The sequence below is a fragment of the Micromonospora sp. NPDC047762 genome (assembly GCF_043204655.1).
GTDB lineage: Bacteria > Actinomycetota > Actinomycetes > Mycobacteriales > Micromonosporaceae > Micromonospora.
In genome coordinates this window covers 24,820-41,262 of sequence record NZ_JBIDCQ010000011.1, presented here as the reverse complement: position 1 = coordinate 41,262, position 16,443 = coordinate 24,820, and the positions used below count along the sequence as shown (strand labels likewise).

At 70.5% G+C, this 16,443-nt stretch carries 11 protein-coding genes; 5 read left to right on the top strand and 6 right to left on the bottom strand.

All coding sequences use genetic code 11. The features are described 5' to 3' along the window. Nucleotides 1-99 precede the first annotated feature (99 nt). From ACGF3C_RS28555 to ACGF3C_RS28545, 3 genes are all read right to left on the bottom strand, one after another. Nucleotides 100-2,454: a VWD domain-containing protein gene (locus ACGF3C_RS28555; protein ID WP_393226742.1), complete on the bottom strand. Its 2,355-nt coding sequence runs from the start codon at nucleotides 2,452-2,454 to the stop codon at nucleotides 100-102. Then, nucleotides 2,451-3,053 carry a hypothetical protein gene (locus tag ACGF3C_RS28550; RefSeq protein WP_393226740.1) on the bottom strand — a complete coding sequence of 201 codons (603 nt, stop codon included), beginning with the start codon at nucleotides 3,051-3,053 and terminating at the stop codon, nucleotides 2,451-2,453. The genes ACGF3C_RS28555 and ACGF3C_RS28550 overlap by 4 nt, the downstream gene beginning before the upstream one ends. Before the next feature lie 248 nt (nucleotides 3,054-3,301). Continuing rightward, the gene (locus ACGF3C_RS28545) at nucleotides 3,302-6,106 is read right to left on the bottom strand and encodes a M14 family zinc carboxypeptidase (protein WP_393226738.1); all 2,805 of its coding nucleotides are present in this window, start codon (nucleotides 6,104-6,106) and stop codon (nucleotides 3,302-3,304) included. Nucleotides 6,107-6,292: 186 nt separating this feature from the next. Between ACGF3C_RS28545 and ACGF3C_RS28540 the strand changes: the two genes are divergently transcribed. From ACGF3C_RS28540 to ACGF3C_RS28530, 3 genes are all read left to right on the top strand, one after another. After that, on the top strand, nucleotides 6,293-6,658 hold the full coding sequence (locus ACGF3C_RS28540; protein WP_357222929.1) for a hypothetical protein: 366 nt from the start codon (nucleotides 6,293-6,295) through the stop codon (nucleotides 6,656-6,658). 195 nt (nucleotides 6,659-6,853) lie between these two features. Beyond that, the gene (locus tag ACGF3C_RS28535; RefSeq protein ID WP_393226736.1) at nucleotides 6,854-8,947 is read left to right on the top strand and encodes a hypothetical protein; all 2,094 of its coding nucleotides are present in this window, start codon (nucleotides 6,854-6,856) and stop codon (nucleotides 8,945-8,947) included. Nucleotides 8,948-8,957: 10 nt separating this feature from the next. Further along, a complete protein-coding gene (locus ACGF3C_RS28530) occupies nucleotides 8,958-11,219 on the top strand; it encodes a hypothetical protein (protein ID WP_393226734.1) in 2,262 nt (753 codons plus the stop codon). 75 nt (nucleotides 11,220-11,294) lie between these two features. Here the strand turns inward: ACGF3C_RS28530 and ACGF3C_RS28525 are convergent, their stop codons facing one another. Next, a complete protein-coding gene (locus ACGF3C_RS28525; protein WP_357233626.1) occupies nucleotides 11,295-12,620 on the bottom strand; it encodes a glycoside hydrolase family 18 protein in 1,326 nt (441 codons plus the stop codon). 145 nt (nucleotides 12,621-12,765) lie between these two features. Here ACGF3C_RS28525 and ACGF3C_RS28520 point away from each other — a divergent pair, with 145 nt between their 5' ends. Continuing rightward, nucleotides 12,766-13,650 (top strand): bile acid:sodium symporter family protein, encoded by an 885-nt coding sequence (locus tag ACGF3C_RS28520; RefSeq protein WP_357233628.1) that lies wholly within the window; start codon nucleotides 12,766-12,768, stop codon nucleotides 13,648-13,650. A 59-nt stretch (nucleotides 13,651-13,709) separates the two neighbouring features. On the opposite strand, the gene ACGF3C_RS28515 is transcribed toward ACGF3C_RS28520, so the two are convergent. Then, on the bottom strand, nucleotides 13,710-14,129 hold the full coding sequence (locus ACGF3C_RS28515) for a PPOX class F420-dependent oxidoreductase (protein WP_196926210.1): 420 nt from the start codon (nucleotides 14,127-14,129) through the stop codon (nucleotides 13,710-13,712). A 140-nt stretch (nucleotides 14,130-14,269) separates the two neighbouring features. Here ACGF3C_RS28515 and ACGF3C_RS28510 point away from each other — a divergent pair, with 140 nt between their 5' ends. Next, nucleotides 14,270-15,163 carry an NAD-dependent epimerase/dehydratase family protein gene (locus ACGF3C_RS28510; protein WP_393226732.1) on the top strand — a complete coding sequence of 298 codons (894 nt, stop codon included), beginning with the start codon at nucleotides 14,270-14,272 and terminating at the stop codon, nucleotides 15,161-15,163. Nucleotide 15,164: 1 nt separating this feature from the next. Here the strand turns inward: ACGF3C_RS28510 and ACGF3C_RS28505 are convergent, their stop codons facing one another. Then, nucleotides 15,165-16,268: a glycoside hydrolase family protein gene (locus tag ACGF3C_RS28505; RefSeq protein WP_357231996.1), complete on the bottom strand. Its 1,104-nt coding sequence runs from the start codon at nucleotides 16,266-16,268 to the stop codon at nucleotides 15,165-15,167. Nucleotides 16,269-16,443: the final 175 nt, after the last annotated feature.

Below are 16,443 nucleotides of genomic sequence, written 5' to 3'. Positions count from 1 at the left end.
GCGACAGGTCACTGCCCCGCGCGAAGGACGCTCAACGGCCCGTCCCCGACCGATGCCCGGTCGGGGGCGGGCTGGCGGCCTGGCCGACAGACGGCAGGCTCAACCGATCTGACGGACGGTGACCGTCGCCGAGCCGGTCTCGTCGGCCCACGGGTCCAGCACGAGCGTGTACGTGCCGCGCTTAGGCAGCGGACCCGTCTCGAACCGGCCGGTCCCGCCGATGATGCAGCCGCTGCCCATCGGGTCGCCGTCCGGGCCGGTCAGGAGCAGGATGCCGCACCGGTCAGGCAGACTCCCGGCAGTCACCTCGACGGTGACGCGACGACCGGCGTCGGCGGTGAACCTCAGCCGGCTCACCGCACCCGGTCTGCTGACCGTCAGGGTGGCGGCTCGGCCGTCCGCGACGCTGTCGGCCTCCTCGTCGTGAGCGTCGCGTAGCCGCACGTCCGCCGAGCCGGTGTCGGTGGAGGTCCCGTCGACCTCCAGCACGTACCGGCCGGTGACCGGCAGGACGAACCCGTCGACATGTCCCTGGCCGCCGATCACGCAGCCGCTGGTCACCTGTTCACCGGCCGGGTCGCGCAGGCGCAGCAGGTTGCACCGGTCCGGCACTGTGGCGTCGGTGACCTGGAGGAAGATCTTCTGACCGGCGCGGCCGTCGAAGGACAGACGGCTGACCGCGCCCGGTTGGGCGAGCGTCGCCCGGACCGAGGGCCCGTCCAGCGTGAGCGTCTTCTCCTCGTCGGTCACCGCAACGACCCGTACGGTTGCCCGACCGAGGTCGGCATCCCACGGATCGAGCACCACCTGATGGTCGCCCGTGGCCGTCAACGTGGTCGTGTCGATGAAGCCGGCACCGGAGATGACACAGCCGGTCGCCAGTTGCCGGCCCTGCGGGTCGAGCAGCAGCAACACGCCGCAGCGATCCGGCACGGTGGCGGCGGGCACCTCCACGAAGATCTTCTGACCGGCCCGGCCCGGCACCTTCGTCGCGGCCGTGGCGCCGGCCCTGGTCACCTCCAGGTCGACATCACCGGCGGCGGGCACGTCGCGCTGCGCGCGGGCGGCGTCCTCGGCGAACGCCACCTGCCCGGTGAGGCCGACGTCGAGCACACAGTCGGCGAAAATCTGCGGGTCGGTGACACCGGCCCGCCGGCAGACGAGTTCGGCGGTGGCCCGGTTGGGCAGGTCCCCGACGGTGAGCAGTCGGTCCGGGAACCGCCGGTCGGTGAACGTGCCGGTGTTCTGCCCCGGCTCGTAATCGAACAGCGACCGTTGCGCCTCGACGCGCCAACTGTCGGCGAAGCCCGGGTACAGCGCCTCGAAGGTGGGCGGCTGCGCCATCCGCTTGCCGTTGCGGACTGTCAGGTCGTCGCCGGGGTCACCGTCATGGTCGCCGAGCAGGCCCTGCAGCGTCCCGGCCCAGGCGGTGGGCGCGCTGACGCTCACGCTCAGCCCCCACACCCCGATCGGCTGCGCGGTCAGTCGCGCGCCGCCCGGCCACTGCACTGTCACAGTGCCGTCTCCCCAGGTGGTGACGGTGCCACCGTGCGGCAGCTTCACCCCGTCCGGCGCGGACACCGGCGCGGCGCCGTTCACCCGGACCGCAGGACCGTCGGGTGTGACGTACACGCCGACCCGGTCACCGGCCACCCGAGCGGCGACTGCCGAGTTGACGGCCACCACCGAGCTGGCCGGGAACATCGTCTGTCGTACCTGGACCTCGAAGTCGTCGGTCGTCGAGCGGGTCAGGACGAACTCACCGGCGGCCTGGAAGTCGTAGCGCAGACCGTCGTAGGTGAGCAGGTGCGGGTCGCCGTTGCTGTTCGCGCACCGGTAACCCTTGCCGATCACCGAGATCGAACAACCACCTCCACCGGGCGGTCGGGGCTTGGGCCGGTCGCAGTCCTTGCCGTTGGACGGGAGTTTCACACCGCTGTACGTCGTGCGCAGTGGCACACCGACGGCCCTGCGGTACGCGTTCTCCGCCAACACCGCGTGCACCTCGGCCGGGTCCACGGTGCTGGCCTGTTGACCGCCCTGCGTGCAGAACTGGCCCCGGTCGGTGTCGTTGACCTCGTCGAGGGCATGGTTCATCTCGTGGATCAGGGTGGCGCACTGGTCCTCGGTGAAACCCGCCCCCTCCTCCGTCAGCGCCCGCCCGTCGTTCTCCGGCACCCAGTTGATCTGCACGTCACTGCCCGGGATGTACGTCGTGGTGCTGCTCTCCGTACCGAAGATGGGTCTCCGGACTTTGATCTTCTTGCCGGAGCGTTCCAGCTCGTCGAGGACGGCGCCGTTGCCGGAGCCGCGGATCTGTCCGACGCAGCCCGCGTACTCGGCTTGCAGGTCGCTGTCGACGCTGACCACGGCGGACGCCGCCTGTGGGGCGAGCAGCACCAGGACGCCCGCCAGCACGACGCCCGTTCGCACTCGGCTCCGCAACCCGGTCACCCGCCCCTCACCTCGAACGCGACAGTGCCCTGCTCGGCCGTCGCGGCGCAGGCGTCCGCCGGCACACCGCGCAGCGGCGCTCGCAGGTAGCCCAGGACCAGCCGGTACGCCCCCGGTTGGTCGATCGGCCACCACGTGACGGTGGCCCCGCCCCGCCCGTCCGGCGTGGAGGTGGTCAGCGCCGCGCCGACCGGGCTCTGCGGGTCGCTGCCCAGCGTCAGCTCCACCGACCCACGCGGGGGCACCCGGACCAGGTTCTCGATCAGGTACGCGGTGAAGTCCCGGTAGTAGGCCGCGCCGCCAATCGCGGGCGCCACCGCCGTGCCGTCGCGGGTCAACGACATGACCGTCACCGCCCCGTCCGGCACCCGACTGAGTTGGCACTCGGCGTCGCGGTTGTTGACCAGCCTCAGCCGCAGGCTGATCTGCTCACCCATCCGGTACGACGGCTGCGAGGCGCTGACCGTCAGGCCGACAGTCGCCGTGCCGCTGGTCGGTGTCGGTGACGGACGCGACCGTCTGCACCCGACCGTGATGACCAACAGCAGCACGGCGAGACCGCTGGCGATCACCACCGTCCCTGCGCGGGGTACGCCCATGGGCCGCGAGCCTCCTCCGGGTGCCGACGGTCGGCACAGATCCCGGCCAGCCTGCGCCGAAGGGGGCCGCGAGCGCTGTCGTGATCCGGCCCGGTGGATGTCCGCTAGCCGACCCGGCTCACCCGCCACCGCCTGCGCCGCACGGATTCCGCCGTTGAGCGCCGCCCCACCACCAGATTTTGGACAGTTCCCGTCACGCCGTAACGGAAACTGTCCAAGATCTGCACGGGCTCACGGCCGGGGGTTGGTCAGCCCACCACCGACCGCAGTGGCACCTTGGCGGCGTTCAGCGCGCGTACCAGATCCCTGGCGAACGGGTGTTCGTCCACCTGGAGCCCCTGCGGGTTCGGGATCACGACGTACGCCGAACCGTTCTTCTCGGACGCCTGGGCGTCGGTGGTGAAGCGTTCGACGATCGCCCGGGTGCGCGGCAGGTCGGCGGCCGCCACCTGGATGGTGATCGGCCGCCAGCCGCCGCCCAGGTCCGGCGTCACCGGCGCGGCGGCGGCGCTGGCGCGCGCCGCGTCGACGCCGGCCGGGCGCCGGGCGTCCGATGCGGCTGTCGCCGGGTAGAGCAGCGCGTTGGCGACCAGGTGCAGGCCATTTTCGTTGTACGCGCGGAAGAGCGGATTGAACGCGAACAGCACCGCCCGACCGGCGCCGGTCGGTTCGTCGACGACGGCCGCCGTGCCCTTCAACGTCTCCGCGCCGACGGTGAAACCGTTGGCCCAGAAGGTGTCACCCGTCGGGTAGGTGAGCACGTTCGTTCCGGTGGTGCTCGGGGTGAGGATCGGGTCGCTGTTGTTGAACTCGAAGTCCTCCGCCGGGCGACCCAGCGCCACCGGGCTGTCCCGGTCGACGTCGACGCGCAGGTGCGAGCCGATCACCAGGTAGTCCGCGGGCTTGGTCTTCTCGGTGGTCGAGGTGAGCCCGGCGGTGCGGGCGACCCGCGTGCCCTCGTTGCGCAGCCCGAGGTAGGTGTGGCCCCGGCCGATCCAGTCGCGCAGGTTGGCCTGCCCGGCGGCGGTCAGGCCGCCGGTGGCGCTGCTGCCGTCCGGCACCAGCAGCACGGTACGCCCGGTGAACGCCTCGGTGTTGTCGTTGATGTCGGCAGTGGTGACCGGTGTGAGGTCGAGCCCCCACCGTTTGCCGAGCACGTAACGGGCCTCGCCGTGCGAACCGGAGGTGGTGGAGATGCCGGTGCCCTGGAACAGCCCCACGTCGGGCAGGTCGAGGCGGGTGCCGGAGGGCTGACCGCCCGGCGTGAGGGTGACACCGAGCCGCTTGGCCAGCTCGTCCACGGTCCGGCTCACCGTGGCGGCCGGGATGGCGACCCGGCTGGTCGTGAGGTCCCGGACCAGGGGTACGCCACGGCCGAGCAGGGTGAAGGTGAACTCCGCGGCGGCGGCCGAGTCCAGCGGGTACGTGTACGAGCCCCAGGGCCACGCCGGACCGGTGCGACCGCCGGAGACCTTGCGCACCAGTTCGGCCCTCGGCCGGACGGTGTCTCCGGTGTAGATGGTGTTGATGCCCATCAGCAGCGGGTTGCTCCAGGACGACACGTCGTAGAAGTACGGGAACGGAACGTACGGGTCCTCGCCCATGACAGCCTGGATCCAGTGCTTCTGCGGCTGGTCCATCGGAATCCAGTACGCGCCCTTGGGCACTGTCACGTTCGTGGCGCTGCGCCCGCCGAAGACCCGCGCGGTGGGCACCCGGGTCGCCTTCTGCACCTCGTACACCTCGACGTCCATCCGGCGCAGCCGCTCGACGAGTTGGCGGACGTCGGCGAGCTGCCGGTCGGGCAGCAGGAAGTACGAGCGGATGGTGAGATCCGGCACCGGGAACTGCACCTCGTTGGTGGGCTGCACCACCTCGTTCGGCTCCAGGGTGCCCGCCCTGCCCTGGGCGAGCGCGTCGGTCCAGATGTCGAAGTAGCCGTCCAGCACCTCGCGCTTGTTCGCGGCGGCCCAGCCGAGCGTCGACCACTGGGTGTGGAACTGCTGCTGGACCCGGTCGGCCACCGCCGACGCGCTGCCCTTCTCGTACGTCATGCCGGCCGCGCCGAAGCCGGTGGTCGGCACGGTGTCGCCGTAGCCCATGAAGAACATGTCGTACGTGTCGTAGTTGAAGTAGCACTCGGTGGTGACGGTTTCGTCGCAGGCTCCGTTGAAGCCGAAGCCGGCCTTGTTGGCCTCGCCGATGCGGTTGATCCAGTCCACCGCCTCCCCGGCGATCTCGTGGTGGATCGGATCGGCGTTGGGCGGGAAGAAGTACTGCCGGCCGCCCATCTCGTGTGCGTCGATGAACACCTGCGGCGGGTAGCGGCGCAGCAGTTCGAGCTTGCCGTCGGTCTCCTGTTGGGTGCGGGCGAACCAGTCCCGGTTCAGGTCGAAGCCGAACTCGTTCTGCCGGCGGGTCGCGTCGCGGCCGTCCGGGTTCTGGGTGGGGACGATGATGGTGACCAGGTTGTCGTTGCGCTGGGCGACAGCGCAGGACAGACCCGCTGCCAACTCGTACAGCGTCTTGAGCGCCGCGTCGGCGCCGCTCTTCTCTCCGCCGTGCACGTTCGCGGTGACCCAGACGATGGCCGGGCTGTCCTTCGCCGTCCGGGCGGCCGTTCGCGTGCTGGTCCGGCGCGGGTCGCGCAGGTCCCGGATGTCGTCGGCGATCTCGCGGAGCGCGGCGGGCCGCACGTGTCGTTCGTTGGACACCACCGCGTACGGCAACGGCTGGCCGAGCACACTGGTGGTCATCACACCGGTCACGACCCGGTTCGAGGCGCGATCGACCGCCCCGAGGTAGGTCCGGACCTCGTCGTTGGTGACGACCCGCTCCTGTCCCGCGCCGAGCGGGAAGCCGAGCACGGCGTCCGGGCTGGGCACTGTGGTCAGCCGGGCGGTCGGGTCGCTGCTGCAGGGGGTCGGCCGGGCGGGGCTCGCGGCTGCCGGGCCGCTGAGCAGGGGTGCCATACCGAGCAGGAGCGCGATCGTGGCGGCGTTGGCCAGCCGCTTCGCAGGGAGGGTCCAGAACGGACGCGACGATGGGGCCATGTCTCGGGTTCCCTTCTTGGGGGAAAGCCTCGCAGTGGCCGGAGCCTATGGACGGGCGGACGCGACGGTCAAGCTCTGATCGACTTCGGTGACTGCGAGGGCTGCCGAGGGCCACGCCGGCTGGCAGGATGACGGAGTGGGGTTGGCCTTCGCCGGAAGGAGAAGACGTTGCCCGCGTCTCAGGAGATGATCACGCTGTCGGTTTGTCCGGATCTTCCCTCTGCCGATGCTCGACGTTCTCTGGGGTCCTGGCTTCGCGCCGAGGACCGGCTCCGTGACAGTGTGACCACCGCGCCCGCCGCGGGTGCCACTGACGTGCTGCTGGTCGCCGTCGACGGTGGCGGCGCCGTCATGGTGCTGGTGCAGGCGATCGCCGGCTGGTTGACCCACCGCCGCGAGGACGTGGCGGTGCGGCTCACCGGTGCGGACGGCTGGTCGGCCGAGTTGGACGTCCGCGGTGCTCGTGACATGGATCAGGTGACAGCGCTCATCGAGGCTGCGGTGCGTGCTCTGGCCGATCACCGACCGACGGTCGAGACGAACGACCGCTGAGCCGCTCCGGCCCGAGCAGGTCGACCGGCTGCCCGCACCCGACAGTCGTCGACGTACCACCCGCCTTGACGATGACCGATATCGATCGCTGCACGATCACCCGGCCGCACGCTCCGAAGTGGATGCATGTCGGGTTCTCGACCCAGCGCTACCGCCCGAATCCCCTTGCCCGGACAGTGCACTGCGCCGGAGGAGGTGGGGAAGTTGGGGCAACCGACGGGCGAGACCGTCATGATCCGGGACTGGTTCAGTGTGCCGCGGGTGTCCGCCGAGAACCGGGCGGCGGTCTACGGCGTACGGACCCAGGATCCGCGGGTGGAGTTCGTCGCGCTGACCGTACGGTACTGGGTGGACGCGCACGCCACCCGCTCGATGACCCGCGACCGGGTGTTGCAGGCGATGACCGGCCGGATCTCCGCCGACAACGTCTGGGACCTGGTCGCGATGCTGGCGAGGCTCGGGCTGGCCGAGGAGTTCTTCGACCTGGCGGCCTCCGACGTCGACACTGACGGTACGTTCCGACGGTTCCTGCTCGGCCTCGACCCCGCGCTGCTCGACGCGATGCGCCACTACGCGGCCTGGAACGGCATCAATCCGAAGCTGTTCCTCGACGGCTTCCTGGTGGGCGTCGGGGAGTCGTTGGCGACTGTGGTGGTCGACCTCGGCAAACTCGTCCAGCTCGTCGGTCGGCTCCAGCAGGAGCAGTTCACCACCCTGATCGTGCTCACCGTGGACCCCCGGGCCGGCCTGCGACGTCTTGCCGAGCAGGCCACCGTCGTCCGCGAGGCGCTGGCCGGCGTCGTGGCCGCGCTGGATCCGAGCACAGTGCCCGAGCGGCTGCTGACGCTCTGGCGCGGCTGGGCGACGGAATTCGGGCGGCACCTGGAGGATCTCGACCCGTTCGCCGCCGGCCGGCTGCTCGGCCGGATCGCCGGCGACCTGTTCCAGGTGCTGACCGGCCTGGTCCACCTGGTCCGGCTACTCGGTGGCGTGGCGGTGCGCGCCGCGATCCGGTACGTGCCGTTGCTGATCGTGGGCGCCCGGGAGGCCGCCGCCGAGGTCCGTCTCCTGACCACCCAGATCGCCGCGCTGCTCGTCGCGATCGGCCGGGCGGCACTGCTCGCCACGCCGCAGGTAGGCCTGGCGGTGCTGCGTACCCTGTTCCCCCCGAAGGTGCTCGACGCGTTGTTCCGGCAGGGCCGGGCGCTGCTCGTCGACGCCGAGCTGACCCTGACGGTGTTCAACCAGGCCGCGCACGCCGAGGCGTTCGCCGGGGCGGGTGCGGGCGCCCGGCTCAGCGCGCTGATCAGCGCGGACGGCAAGCCGGTCCTGATGGCGTGCATGTCGGAGACCGTGTCGTCGGCCGGTCGTTCGGCCAGCCGAGCGGAGCTGAACCAGGCGCTCGACGAGATCATCAAGCGGGTCGAGGACCTGCGCGAGCTCAAACCGCCAAAGACCCCCCGCGACATCCGGGCCGCCGCGGTGCGGGCCGCCATCGCCCGTCAGCTTGAGCAGCGCCTGACCACCGTGTTCAACCGGGCGTTGCAGACCGCCGCGTACGAGGAGTTCCGCGCGCTGCGGAAGGCCGGGCAGGCGCAACCCTGGCGGCTCGGCCAACAGGTACACCGGCGGATGGCGGCCGAGACCGCCCAGTTGGTCGCGCGCTCACCGGGGTTGCAGCCGTTCGCGGAGAAGTCGCTCGCCACTGTCGTCGAAGCGGTCCGCGCGGCCAACCCGGAGCTGGCTGCGGCCCTGCGTGGCTCCGACGCGGTGCTTCGGCAGACGGTCGCCCAGCTCCTGCTCAGCCACCCGGACCGGGGCCTTCTGCTGCGTCTCGTCGGGTTCACCAGGAGCCCGGCTGGGGCCGGCGCGGAGAAGGCGTTGGCCACCCACCTCGCCGAGCGGTTCGGCTGGAAGGCGTCCACCACCGTCGGTGAGCTTCGCAGCGACCTGCTGTTGGTCGATTCGGAGGCGGCCCGGGTCACCAACGTGGACTGGACCGCGTCGACGAAGCTGGAGCGCTTCGAGAAGACGTGGGGCACGGTCGCCGACGACCTCGGCGAGGCGTTCGACGGTCGCTGGGAGGCGATCGCGGACGCCTACCAGCGGGCCAGCAAGGGCGGGGTGCCGGCTGAGGTCGTCGCCGGCCTGGAGGAGCTGACGGCGCACGCGGTGCGGGAGACCGTCGTCCGGCAGGCCGCCCTCAGCCAGTTGTTTCCCGGGTTCTTCGTCACCTCGCACGAAATGACCTACCAGGGTCTGCACGCCCTGTTCAAACTGCCACTCTAGAGGAGCACCGATGGGTGAAGTCGTCGTCGCCGAGGCGGACCTGGCGACGCTGGGGTTCAGTAACGCGCACTCCGACCGCTACGTCTACTCCAACTACTTCGTGCCGGTCCAGCTCACCTTCGACGACGGGCAGACGCCGCTGCTGCCCTTCTACGTCAAGCAGGCGCTGATCGAGGCGATGCGGTACGGCGGGCTCTCCCAGGACCGGCTGCCGCACCTGCTCAAGGAACTCGGTCTGTCGGGGCTGTGGAAAGCCAACGACATGGAGGCCGCCGAGGCCGCGCTGCCGGGGCAGGACTCCGGCATGATCTACCGGGAGCCGCCGGCTCGGCGCCAGAGCATCCTCGGCGACCAGGAGGCGGAGTTCGTCGCCGGCCTGCTCCAGTCCGACGTGGGCATCGCGTTCCTCGACCGGACCCGGATCAGGCCGGTGGGCTGCGCGCTCGGCGAGCACGTCTATGCGTTGGCGCTCGCACCCGGCGAGGAGGCGGTGCTGGAGCAGCGCACCTACACCAAGCGTGAGCTGACCCTGGAGGAGCAGGACGAAACCGAGAGGCAGACGGACGTCGAGCTGACCAGCGCGCTCACCACGGAACTGCAGGAGGGCTTCGAGCGGCAGAAGTCGCTCACCGACACGTGGGGGCTCAACGCCAGCCACACCGGCCAGTACACCAGCCCGACCGGCGTCTGGGGCACCTTCAACGCCAGCCACACGATCGGCTACACGCGCAGCGTGACGGCGGCCAGTCAGGAGACCAGCCGCCGTGCGGTGAAGGACAGTCAGACCGCCACCTCCAAGGTCGCCGCCCGCTATCGCACCCAGCACAAGACCGACTTCAAGTTGGTGAGCGAGACCGGCATGGAGTCGACCTCGAAGCGGACCGTCCGCAATCCCAACCGGGTAACGCCGATCACGCTGCACTATTTCAAGGTGCTGCAACGCCTGGAGCTGGCCCACGAACGGTACGGCGCCCGGGTGTGCTGGGCGCCGACGGTGAAGGACCCGGCGCTGGCGTTCGCCAAGAAGATCACCGACGGGCGCCAGCGGATCAGAGACAACGCTCTCGCCGCGCTGCCCACCATGCCGGTGAAGCCGGTGCGCCCCGCACCCGGCGTGCCGGCCGCCGTGGAGACCCGCACCATCCACTCCCCGGTGGTCACACTCGACAAGTGGGGCTTCACCGGCGACATGAGCGCCGACTACGACATCGACGTCACCTTCGACAGCGGGTGGGAGTGGGACGGCGACATCGAGAGCATTCGGCAGAGCCTCAACCTGATCACCCGCCGGCCGCCGTCGGGCATCGCGGCTCGGGTGGTCGGCGTTCCGGTGGTCACCGACGTCAACGGTCAGCCGGCACTGCGGGTACGCATCCACGTCGGCGCGGCCAGCTGGCTCGCCGGCCCCGGCGCCGACGTGCAGCTCGCCGCCACGTTCCGGCGTACCCCGACGCTGGTCGACCAGAATGCCGACGACGCCGCCTACAACGCGCTGGTGGCTGGCTATCTCACGGATCTGCAAGCCTGGCAGGACACGCGCGGCGCGGCGCTGGCGGCGGCCGAGGAGGCCGGGGACGAGTTCGAGGCGCGGCTGCGCGGCGGCTACTCACCGGTCAACGAGATGGTCTCGCAGATCGTCGAGGCGCACTTCCCGGCCAGTGTGCGGGACGAGGCGTGGGAGATCGACTTCTGGCACCGCGTCTTCGACTGGGAGCGCGCCTCGTTCGTGTCGTACCCCGGCTGGTGGTCGGCCGGTGACGCCCGTGCCCCCGAGCGCGACCCGAGTGACTTCCTCAACGCCAGCTGGGCCAAGCTCTACCTCCCGGTGCGGGCCGGTATGGAGCTTGCCGCGCTGCGGTGGATCTTCGGCAAGGCTGTGGCGACCCGGCTCGCGCCGGCGGTGGAGGAGCAACTGGCCGCGTTCGTCGACGAACTGGCCGCGTTCCGCACCAGTCACCTCGGCACCGGCGACGAGATGCCCGACCTGACCGGCGAGTGCCAGGAGGTGCCGGAGCGGGTCTACTGCCTTGCCAAGTGGGCCGAGCTGATGCCCACCGACGGCACTCACCTGGAGGTCGTGCAGGGTGCGACGACCGCGGCGGACGCGATCACCAGCAAGGAGATCACGGACGCGGAGGCTCTGCGGGCGGCACTGCTCGACGGCGAGCTGCAGACCAACCGGCTCAAGACCAGGGCGTACGACCAGATGACCGGGGCCGCGGACGTCGACATCCACCTCGGCACGTCGGGTAACAGCAGCCCGACGGCGTGACGCAGTGGCGGTTCGCCGCCGGCCCGCCGCCAGCCGAGGAGTCGGCCGGCGGCGGGCCGGGTGGATCGGGTACGGCTACCAGGTCGTCAGACCGAGGCCGATCGTCTTGGTCAGCGTGGCGTTGTCGTCGTCGCCGTCGAGCGACCAGATCATCGCGCCGGCCAGGCCGGCCCGTCGGATGTAGAGCGTCTTCTGCAACACGACCGCCGGATCGTCGTACGTCCACAACGTCGTACCGTCGAACAGCCAGGCGTGTCCGGCGCGCAGGTCGCGGTGCACGGTGTAGCCGTTACCGACCAGGGTCTTGAGGTTCTTGTAGTCCTCGTACCCGGCCTCGAAGGTGGCCGGCGCGGGCCCGGTGGCCGGCTGGAACAGACCGTTGCCGCCGCCGGTGATGCCGGTCCAGCCGCGACCGTAGTACGGGATGCCGAGCACGAGCTTGTCGCGCGGCGCCCCACGGGCGATCCACCCGTCGATGGCGACCTCGACGGAGAAGTCCGGGTTGTCCGGGGCACCCGCCGGGACGCGTAGCGCCGACTGCTGGTTGGCCCGTGCGTCCCAGCCGCCGTGGAAGTCGTACCCCTGCACGGTCGCGAAGTCCAGGTACTTGAAGATCTTGCGGCCCTCGTAGCCGGCGTCCATGGTGGCCGGGCTGGCCGGCAGGAACGCGGTCAGCGGGTGGTGCGCGCGGGTCGTGCGCCCGTACCCGTCGAGCTGCCGGCGGAACTCCGCGAGCAGCTTGGTGAAGTTCTCCCGGTCCTCCGGGCGGATGACGTTGCCGGGCTCACCGTCCGAGCCGGGCCACTCCCAGTCGAGGTCGATGCCGTCGAAGACGCCGGCCCCGGCACCGGCGGTGGTGCCCGGCAGGTTGCCCTTGAGGTAGAGGTCGATGCAGGACGTGACGAACGCCTTGCGGGACGCGTCGGTGCGGGCCGCGTTCGAGAAGTACGTCGACCAGCTCCAGCCGCCCAATGAGATCAGCACCTTCAGCTTGGGGTGCTTGGCCTTCAGCTTGGCGAGTTGGCCGAAGTTGCCGTTGAGCGCCTGGCCCGGGGCGTCCGCGACACCGTCGACGCTCTCCTCGGCCGGGACGGGGCGCTGGTAGTCGGCCCAGGCGTCGCCCTCACCCGGCCCACCGTCGACGTAGCAGCGACCGTCCTCGCTGACGTTGCCGAAGGCGTAGTTGAGGTGGGTGAGGCGGCTCGCCGCCCCGGAGGTTTCGAGCTTCTTGACCGGGAAGGCCCGGCCGTAGATGCCCCACTGGGTGAAGTAGCCGACCCGGTGGTAGCCGGCGCGTTCAGGTTTGGCGCCCGCGTTCGCGGCGGTCGGTGGGGCGGCGGTGACCAGAAGGGTCGTCAGAGCGACGACGGCGGTGAGACGGCGGTGACGGAATGGTCGCATCGGCACACTCCACGAGACATCAAGCAGAATTAGTTAAGAGACTTATCTGATTGATGAAGTTAAGCCGGTCACCGTCTGCGGTCAAGAGGCGTCCGTCCGCACGGGGGATTGTGAACGCGTTACCCGGTGGTAACGATGTTGTGCCATGGACTCCGCCCTGACACTGATCGGACTACCCGTCGCCCTCGGCATCATCATGCTCGGTCTGGGTCTCGGACTGACCATGGCGGACTTCCGCCGGGTGGCTCAGCACCCGCGAGCCGCCGTCATCGCCCTGGTCTGCCAGGTGCTCGTGCTGCCGGCGCTCTGCTTCTGCCTCGTCCTCGCGTTCGACCTGGCACCCGAACTGGCCGTCGGCATGATGCTGCTCGCCGCGTCACCGGGCGGCACCACCGCCAACCTCTACAGCCACCTGTTCGGCGGGCACGTGGCCCTGAACATCACCCTGACCGCCATCAACTCGGTGCTCGCCGTGGTCACCCTGCCGATCCTGGTCAACCTGTCGGCGGCGTACTTCCTGCCCGACGGGCGGAGCATCGGCCTGCAGTTCGACAAGGTGCTCCAGGTGTTCGCCATCGTGCTCGTCCCGGTGGCGATCGGCATGCTGATCCGGGCCCGGGTGCCGCACGTCGCCGAACGCCTGAACCGCCCGGTCCGGATCCTGTCCGTCGTCGTGCTCATCGGCGTGATCGCCGGCGCGGTGCTCGGCGAGCGGGAGAACATCGCCGACTACTTCGTCTCGGTCGGCCTGGCCGTGCTCGCGTTCAACCTGCTCAGCCTCGCCATCGGGTACGGGGTACCGCGCCTCGCCGGCGTCGACCGGAGCGCCGCGACGGCCGCCGGCTTCGAGATCGGCATCCACAACAGCACCCTGGCCATCACGATCGCGCTCAGCCCGGCACTGCTCAACAGCACCCAGATGGCGATCCCGGGAGCCGTCTACGGCATCGTCATGTTCTTCACCGCAGCGGCCTTCGGCTACCTGGTGACCCGCGTCGGCGCCCGGTCCGCCCCCGCCCTGACGCCCTGACGGCCGGCGCCCCGTCGCCCCGACGGCAGCCGTCGAGGCGACAGGGCGGACGGCAACGGTCAGCCGACCTGGTTGTTGTCCTTCTGCGCTCCCCAACCGTGCCAGCGGTCGATCTCGATCAGGGCGCTGACCCGGGCGCGTTCCCGCCGTGGGTACGCGTTGCCCGTGTAGTGCTTCGACAACCGGTCGATGTCCGCCAGGCCCTCGTCAGGGCGCAGTTCGGCGACGTGCCCGATGATGCTGACGTGGGTGTACCAACCAGCCTCGTCGAGCACGGTGAGGGACACCCGGGGGTCGTTGCGGACGTGCTCCAACCGGCGGCGGCTCTCGTCCATGTTCACCAGGATCCGGCCGTCCTCCCACAGGTACCAGGTGGCGGCGGACACCGGCTGACCACCGTTGCGAAGCGTGGTCATGACGGCCGGGTTCGGCTTCTGCAGCATGGCGACCGCGGCCTCGGGAAGCGGTGGCTTGGACATGAAGTCTCCTCTTCGCGACAACGTTTACCCCTGCACGTTACGCACCTGCCCACCCGATCGCGCTCGGATCGCGATCGCGGCGCGGCGGGCCGATCCCACCCCGGTGCCCGGCTGCCGCTGACGGCGGCGAAGATGTGGTCATGAGCATCTCCGCACTGCCCAGGCGTGTCGTCGTCACCGGTGCCACCGGCAAGCTCGGCCGCGCCGTCGTCGCCCACCTACGGGCCGGGGGTGTCGACGTGCTGGCGGTGGACCGCGCCGGCGGCCGCGACCCCCGCGACGTGGACGGGGAGTTCCTCCTGGTCGACCTGACCGACTACGGGCAGGTGGTGGAGGCGTTCACCGGGGGCGCCGACGAGCACGCGGGCGGCGTCGACGCGGTCGTGCACCTGGCGGCGGTCCCGGCCCCCGGGCTGATGTCGAACGCCACCACGTTCGCGAACAACTCCGCCGCCACGTACAACGTGTTCGCCGCCGCGCGGGCGGCCGGGATCAAGCGGGTCGTCTGGGCGTCCAGCGAGACGGTGCTCGGGTTGCCGTTCGATACGCCGCCGCCGTACGCGCCGGTCGACGAGGAGTACGCGCCCCGGCCCGAGTCGACGTACTCGTTGAACAAGGCACTTGAGGAGGAGATGGCCCGGCACTTCTGCCGGTGGGACCCGGAGCTGGTCATGGTGGGTCTGCGCTTCTCCAACGTGATGGACGTCGAGGACTACGCGCCGTTCCCCTCGTTCGACGCCGATCCGCAGCTGCGCCGGTGGAACCTGTGGGGCTACATCGACGCGCGCGACGGGGCCCAGGCGGTCGAGCGCGCGCTCGCGCACGACCAGCCCGGTGCCGACGTCTTCGTCATCGCCAACGCCGACACCGTCATGACCAGGTCCAGCGCCAGCCTGATGGCCGAGGTCTACCCAGGCGTCGAGATCCGCAAGGAACTGGGTGAGCACGAGACCCTGCTCAGCATCGACAAGGCCCGCCGGGTGCTGGGCTACGAGCCGCGGCACTCCTGGCGAGACCACGTGGACGTGCTGTAGGTCAGCGTGCCGCCTGGTAGGCGCGACCGACGGCGGTGGCGGCGCTGCCGGTACGGAACAGGCCGGTCTGGTCCTTGTCGGTGGCGGGCAGGCCGAACCACGCGTACCGCTGTAGCCAGGACAGCCCACCCAGCATCTTCGTCGCCGCGGTGAGGAATGCGGCCTGCTGTGCCTGGGTGGGGAAACGGACGCCGTTGGAGAAGTCGATCAGGGCGAACTCGGTGAGCCAGACCGGCAGGTTGTACCTGTCGTGCACGGCCTGGAGGTACGACTTGAGCTGGCTGACCGCGTTGGCCGTGGTGAAGTCGCCGCCGTACCAGTGCAGGGCGATGAAGTCGACCCGGTAGCCGCGCTGCTTGGCCCCGGCCATGAACCGGTCGAGCCACTCGCCCTGCCGGTCGCCGCCCCAGGCCACCGCCGGGCTGCCCAGCGGCAGGCCGGTGGCCTGCAACTGCGGCCACAGCTCAAGCGCCTGCTCGACGGTCATCTCGGCCTGGCCCTTCAGGTCCGGCTCGTTGAAGCCGAGCAGGTAACGGCCGTTCTGCTTGGCCTGTTGCAGGTTGCTCGCGGTGACGCTCTTCGCCCCCCAGATCATCGGGACGAACTCGGTGCCCTGCGGGCTGGTGACGCCCTGGTGCTTCACGTCCCAGGTGTAGTACCAACTCGCCCCGGAGTTGGCCAACGCCTGGCTGACGCCGTCGAAGGTCCACACGCCGACGCCCTTGCGCCTGGAGGTCACCGCGGTGGCCGCCGGGGCGACCGGACGCCCGGATGTCGGCTTCGCCGCCGGTGTCGACGGGGGAGCCGTCCCCGTCGGGCTCGCCGTGGCGGCGGGCGTGGTCGCGGCGGGTGTGCCCGGCAGCGGGCTCGTGGACGGTGACGCGTCGAGCGCCTGCGTCGCCGCCGGGGCGGGCGTCGGCCCGGTCGGCTGCACCACGACGATCACACCCGTCACCAGTACGGCGACAGCGGCGGCCACGAGGAGAGGCCACAGCAGCCGCCTCGCGCCGTTCGGGAGGCGGCCGAGCATCCCGCGTCGGGGTTCCGCGTGGACGCCCCGGTTCCCCCTCGCGGCGTCCGCCTCACCCTGGCCGGTTGCGCGCATCGTCTCGACTCCCTCGTTCGGTCGTACCGCTGACTGACGGAGACGATGACGGAAGATCCGTCACCTGCCTCCCCTCAGGAGACTGGCCGGCCGCACCGGGATAACGATTTCCACCGCTGATGATCTCGGGCGAAACCCTGGGCGTCTGGAGCCGACCCCCGGGGCGCACCGCTGG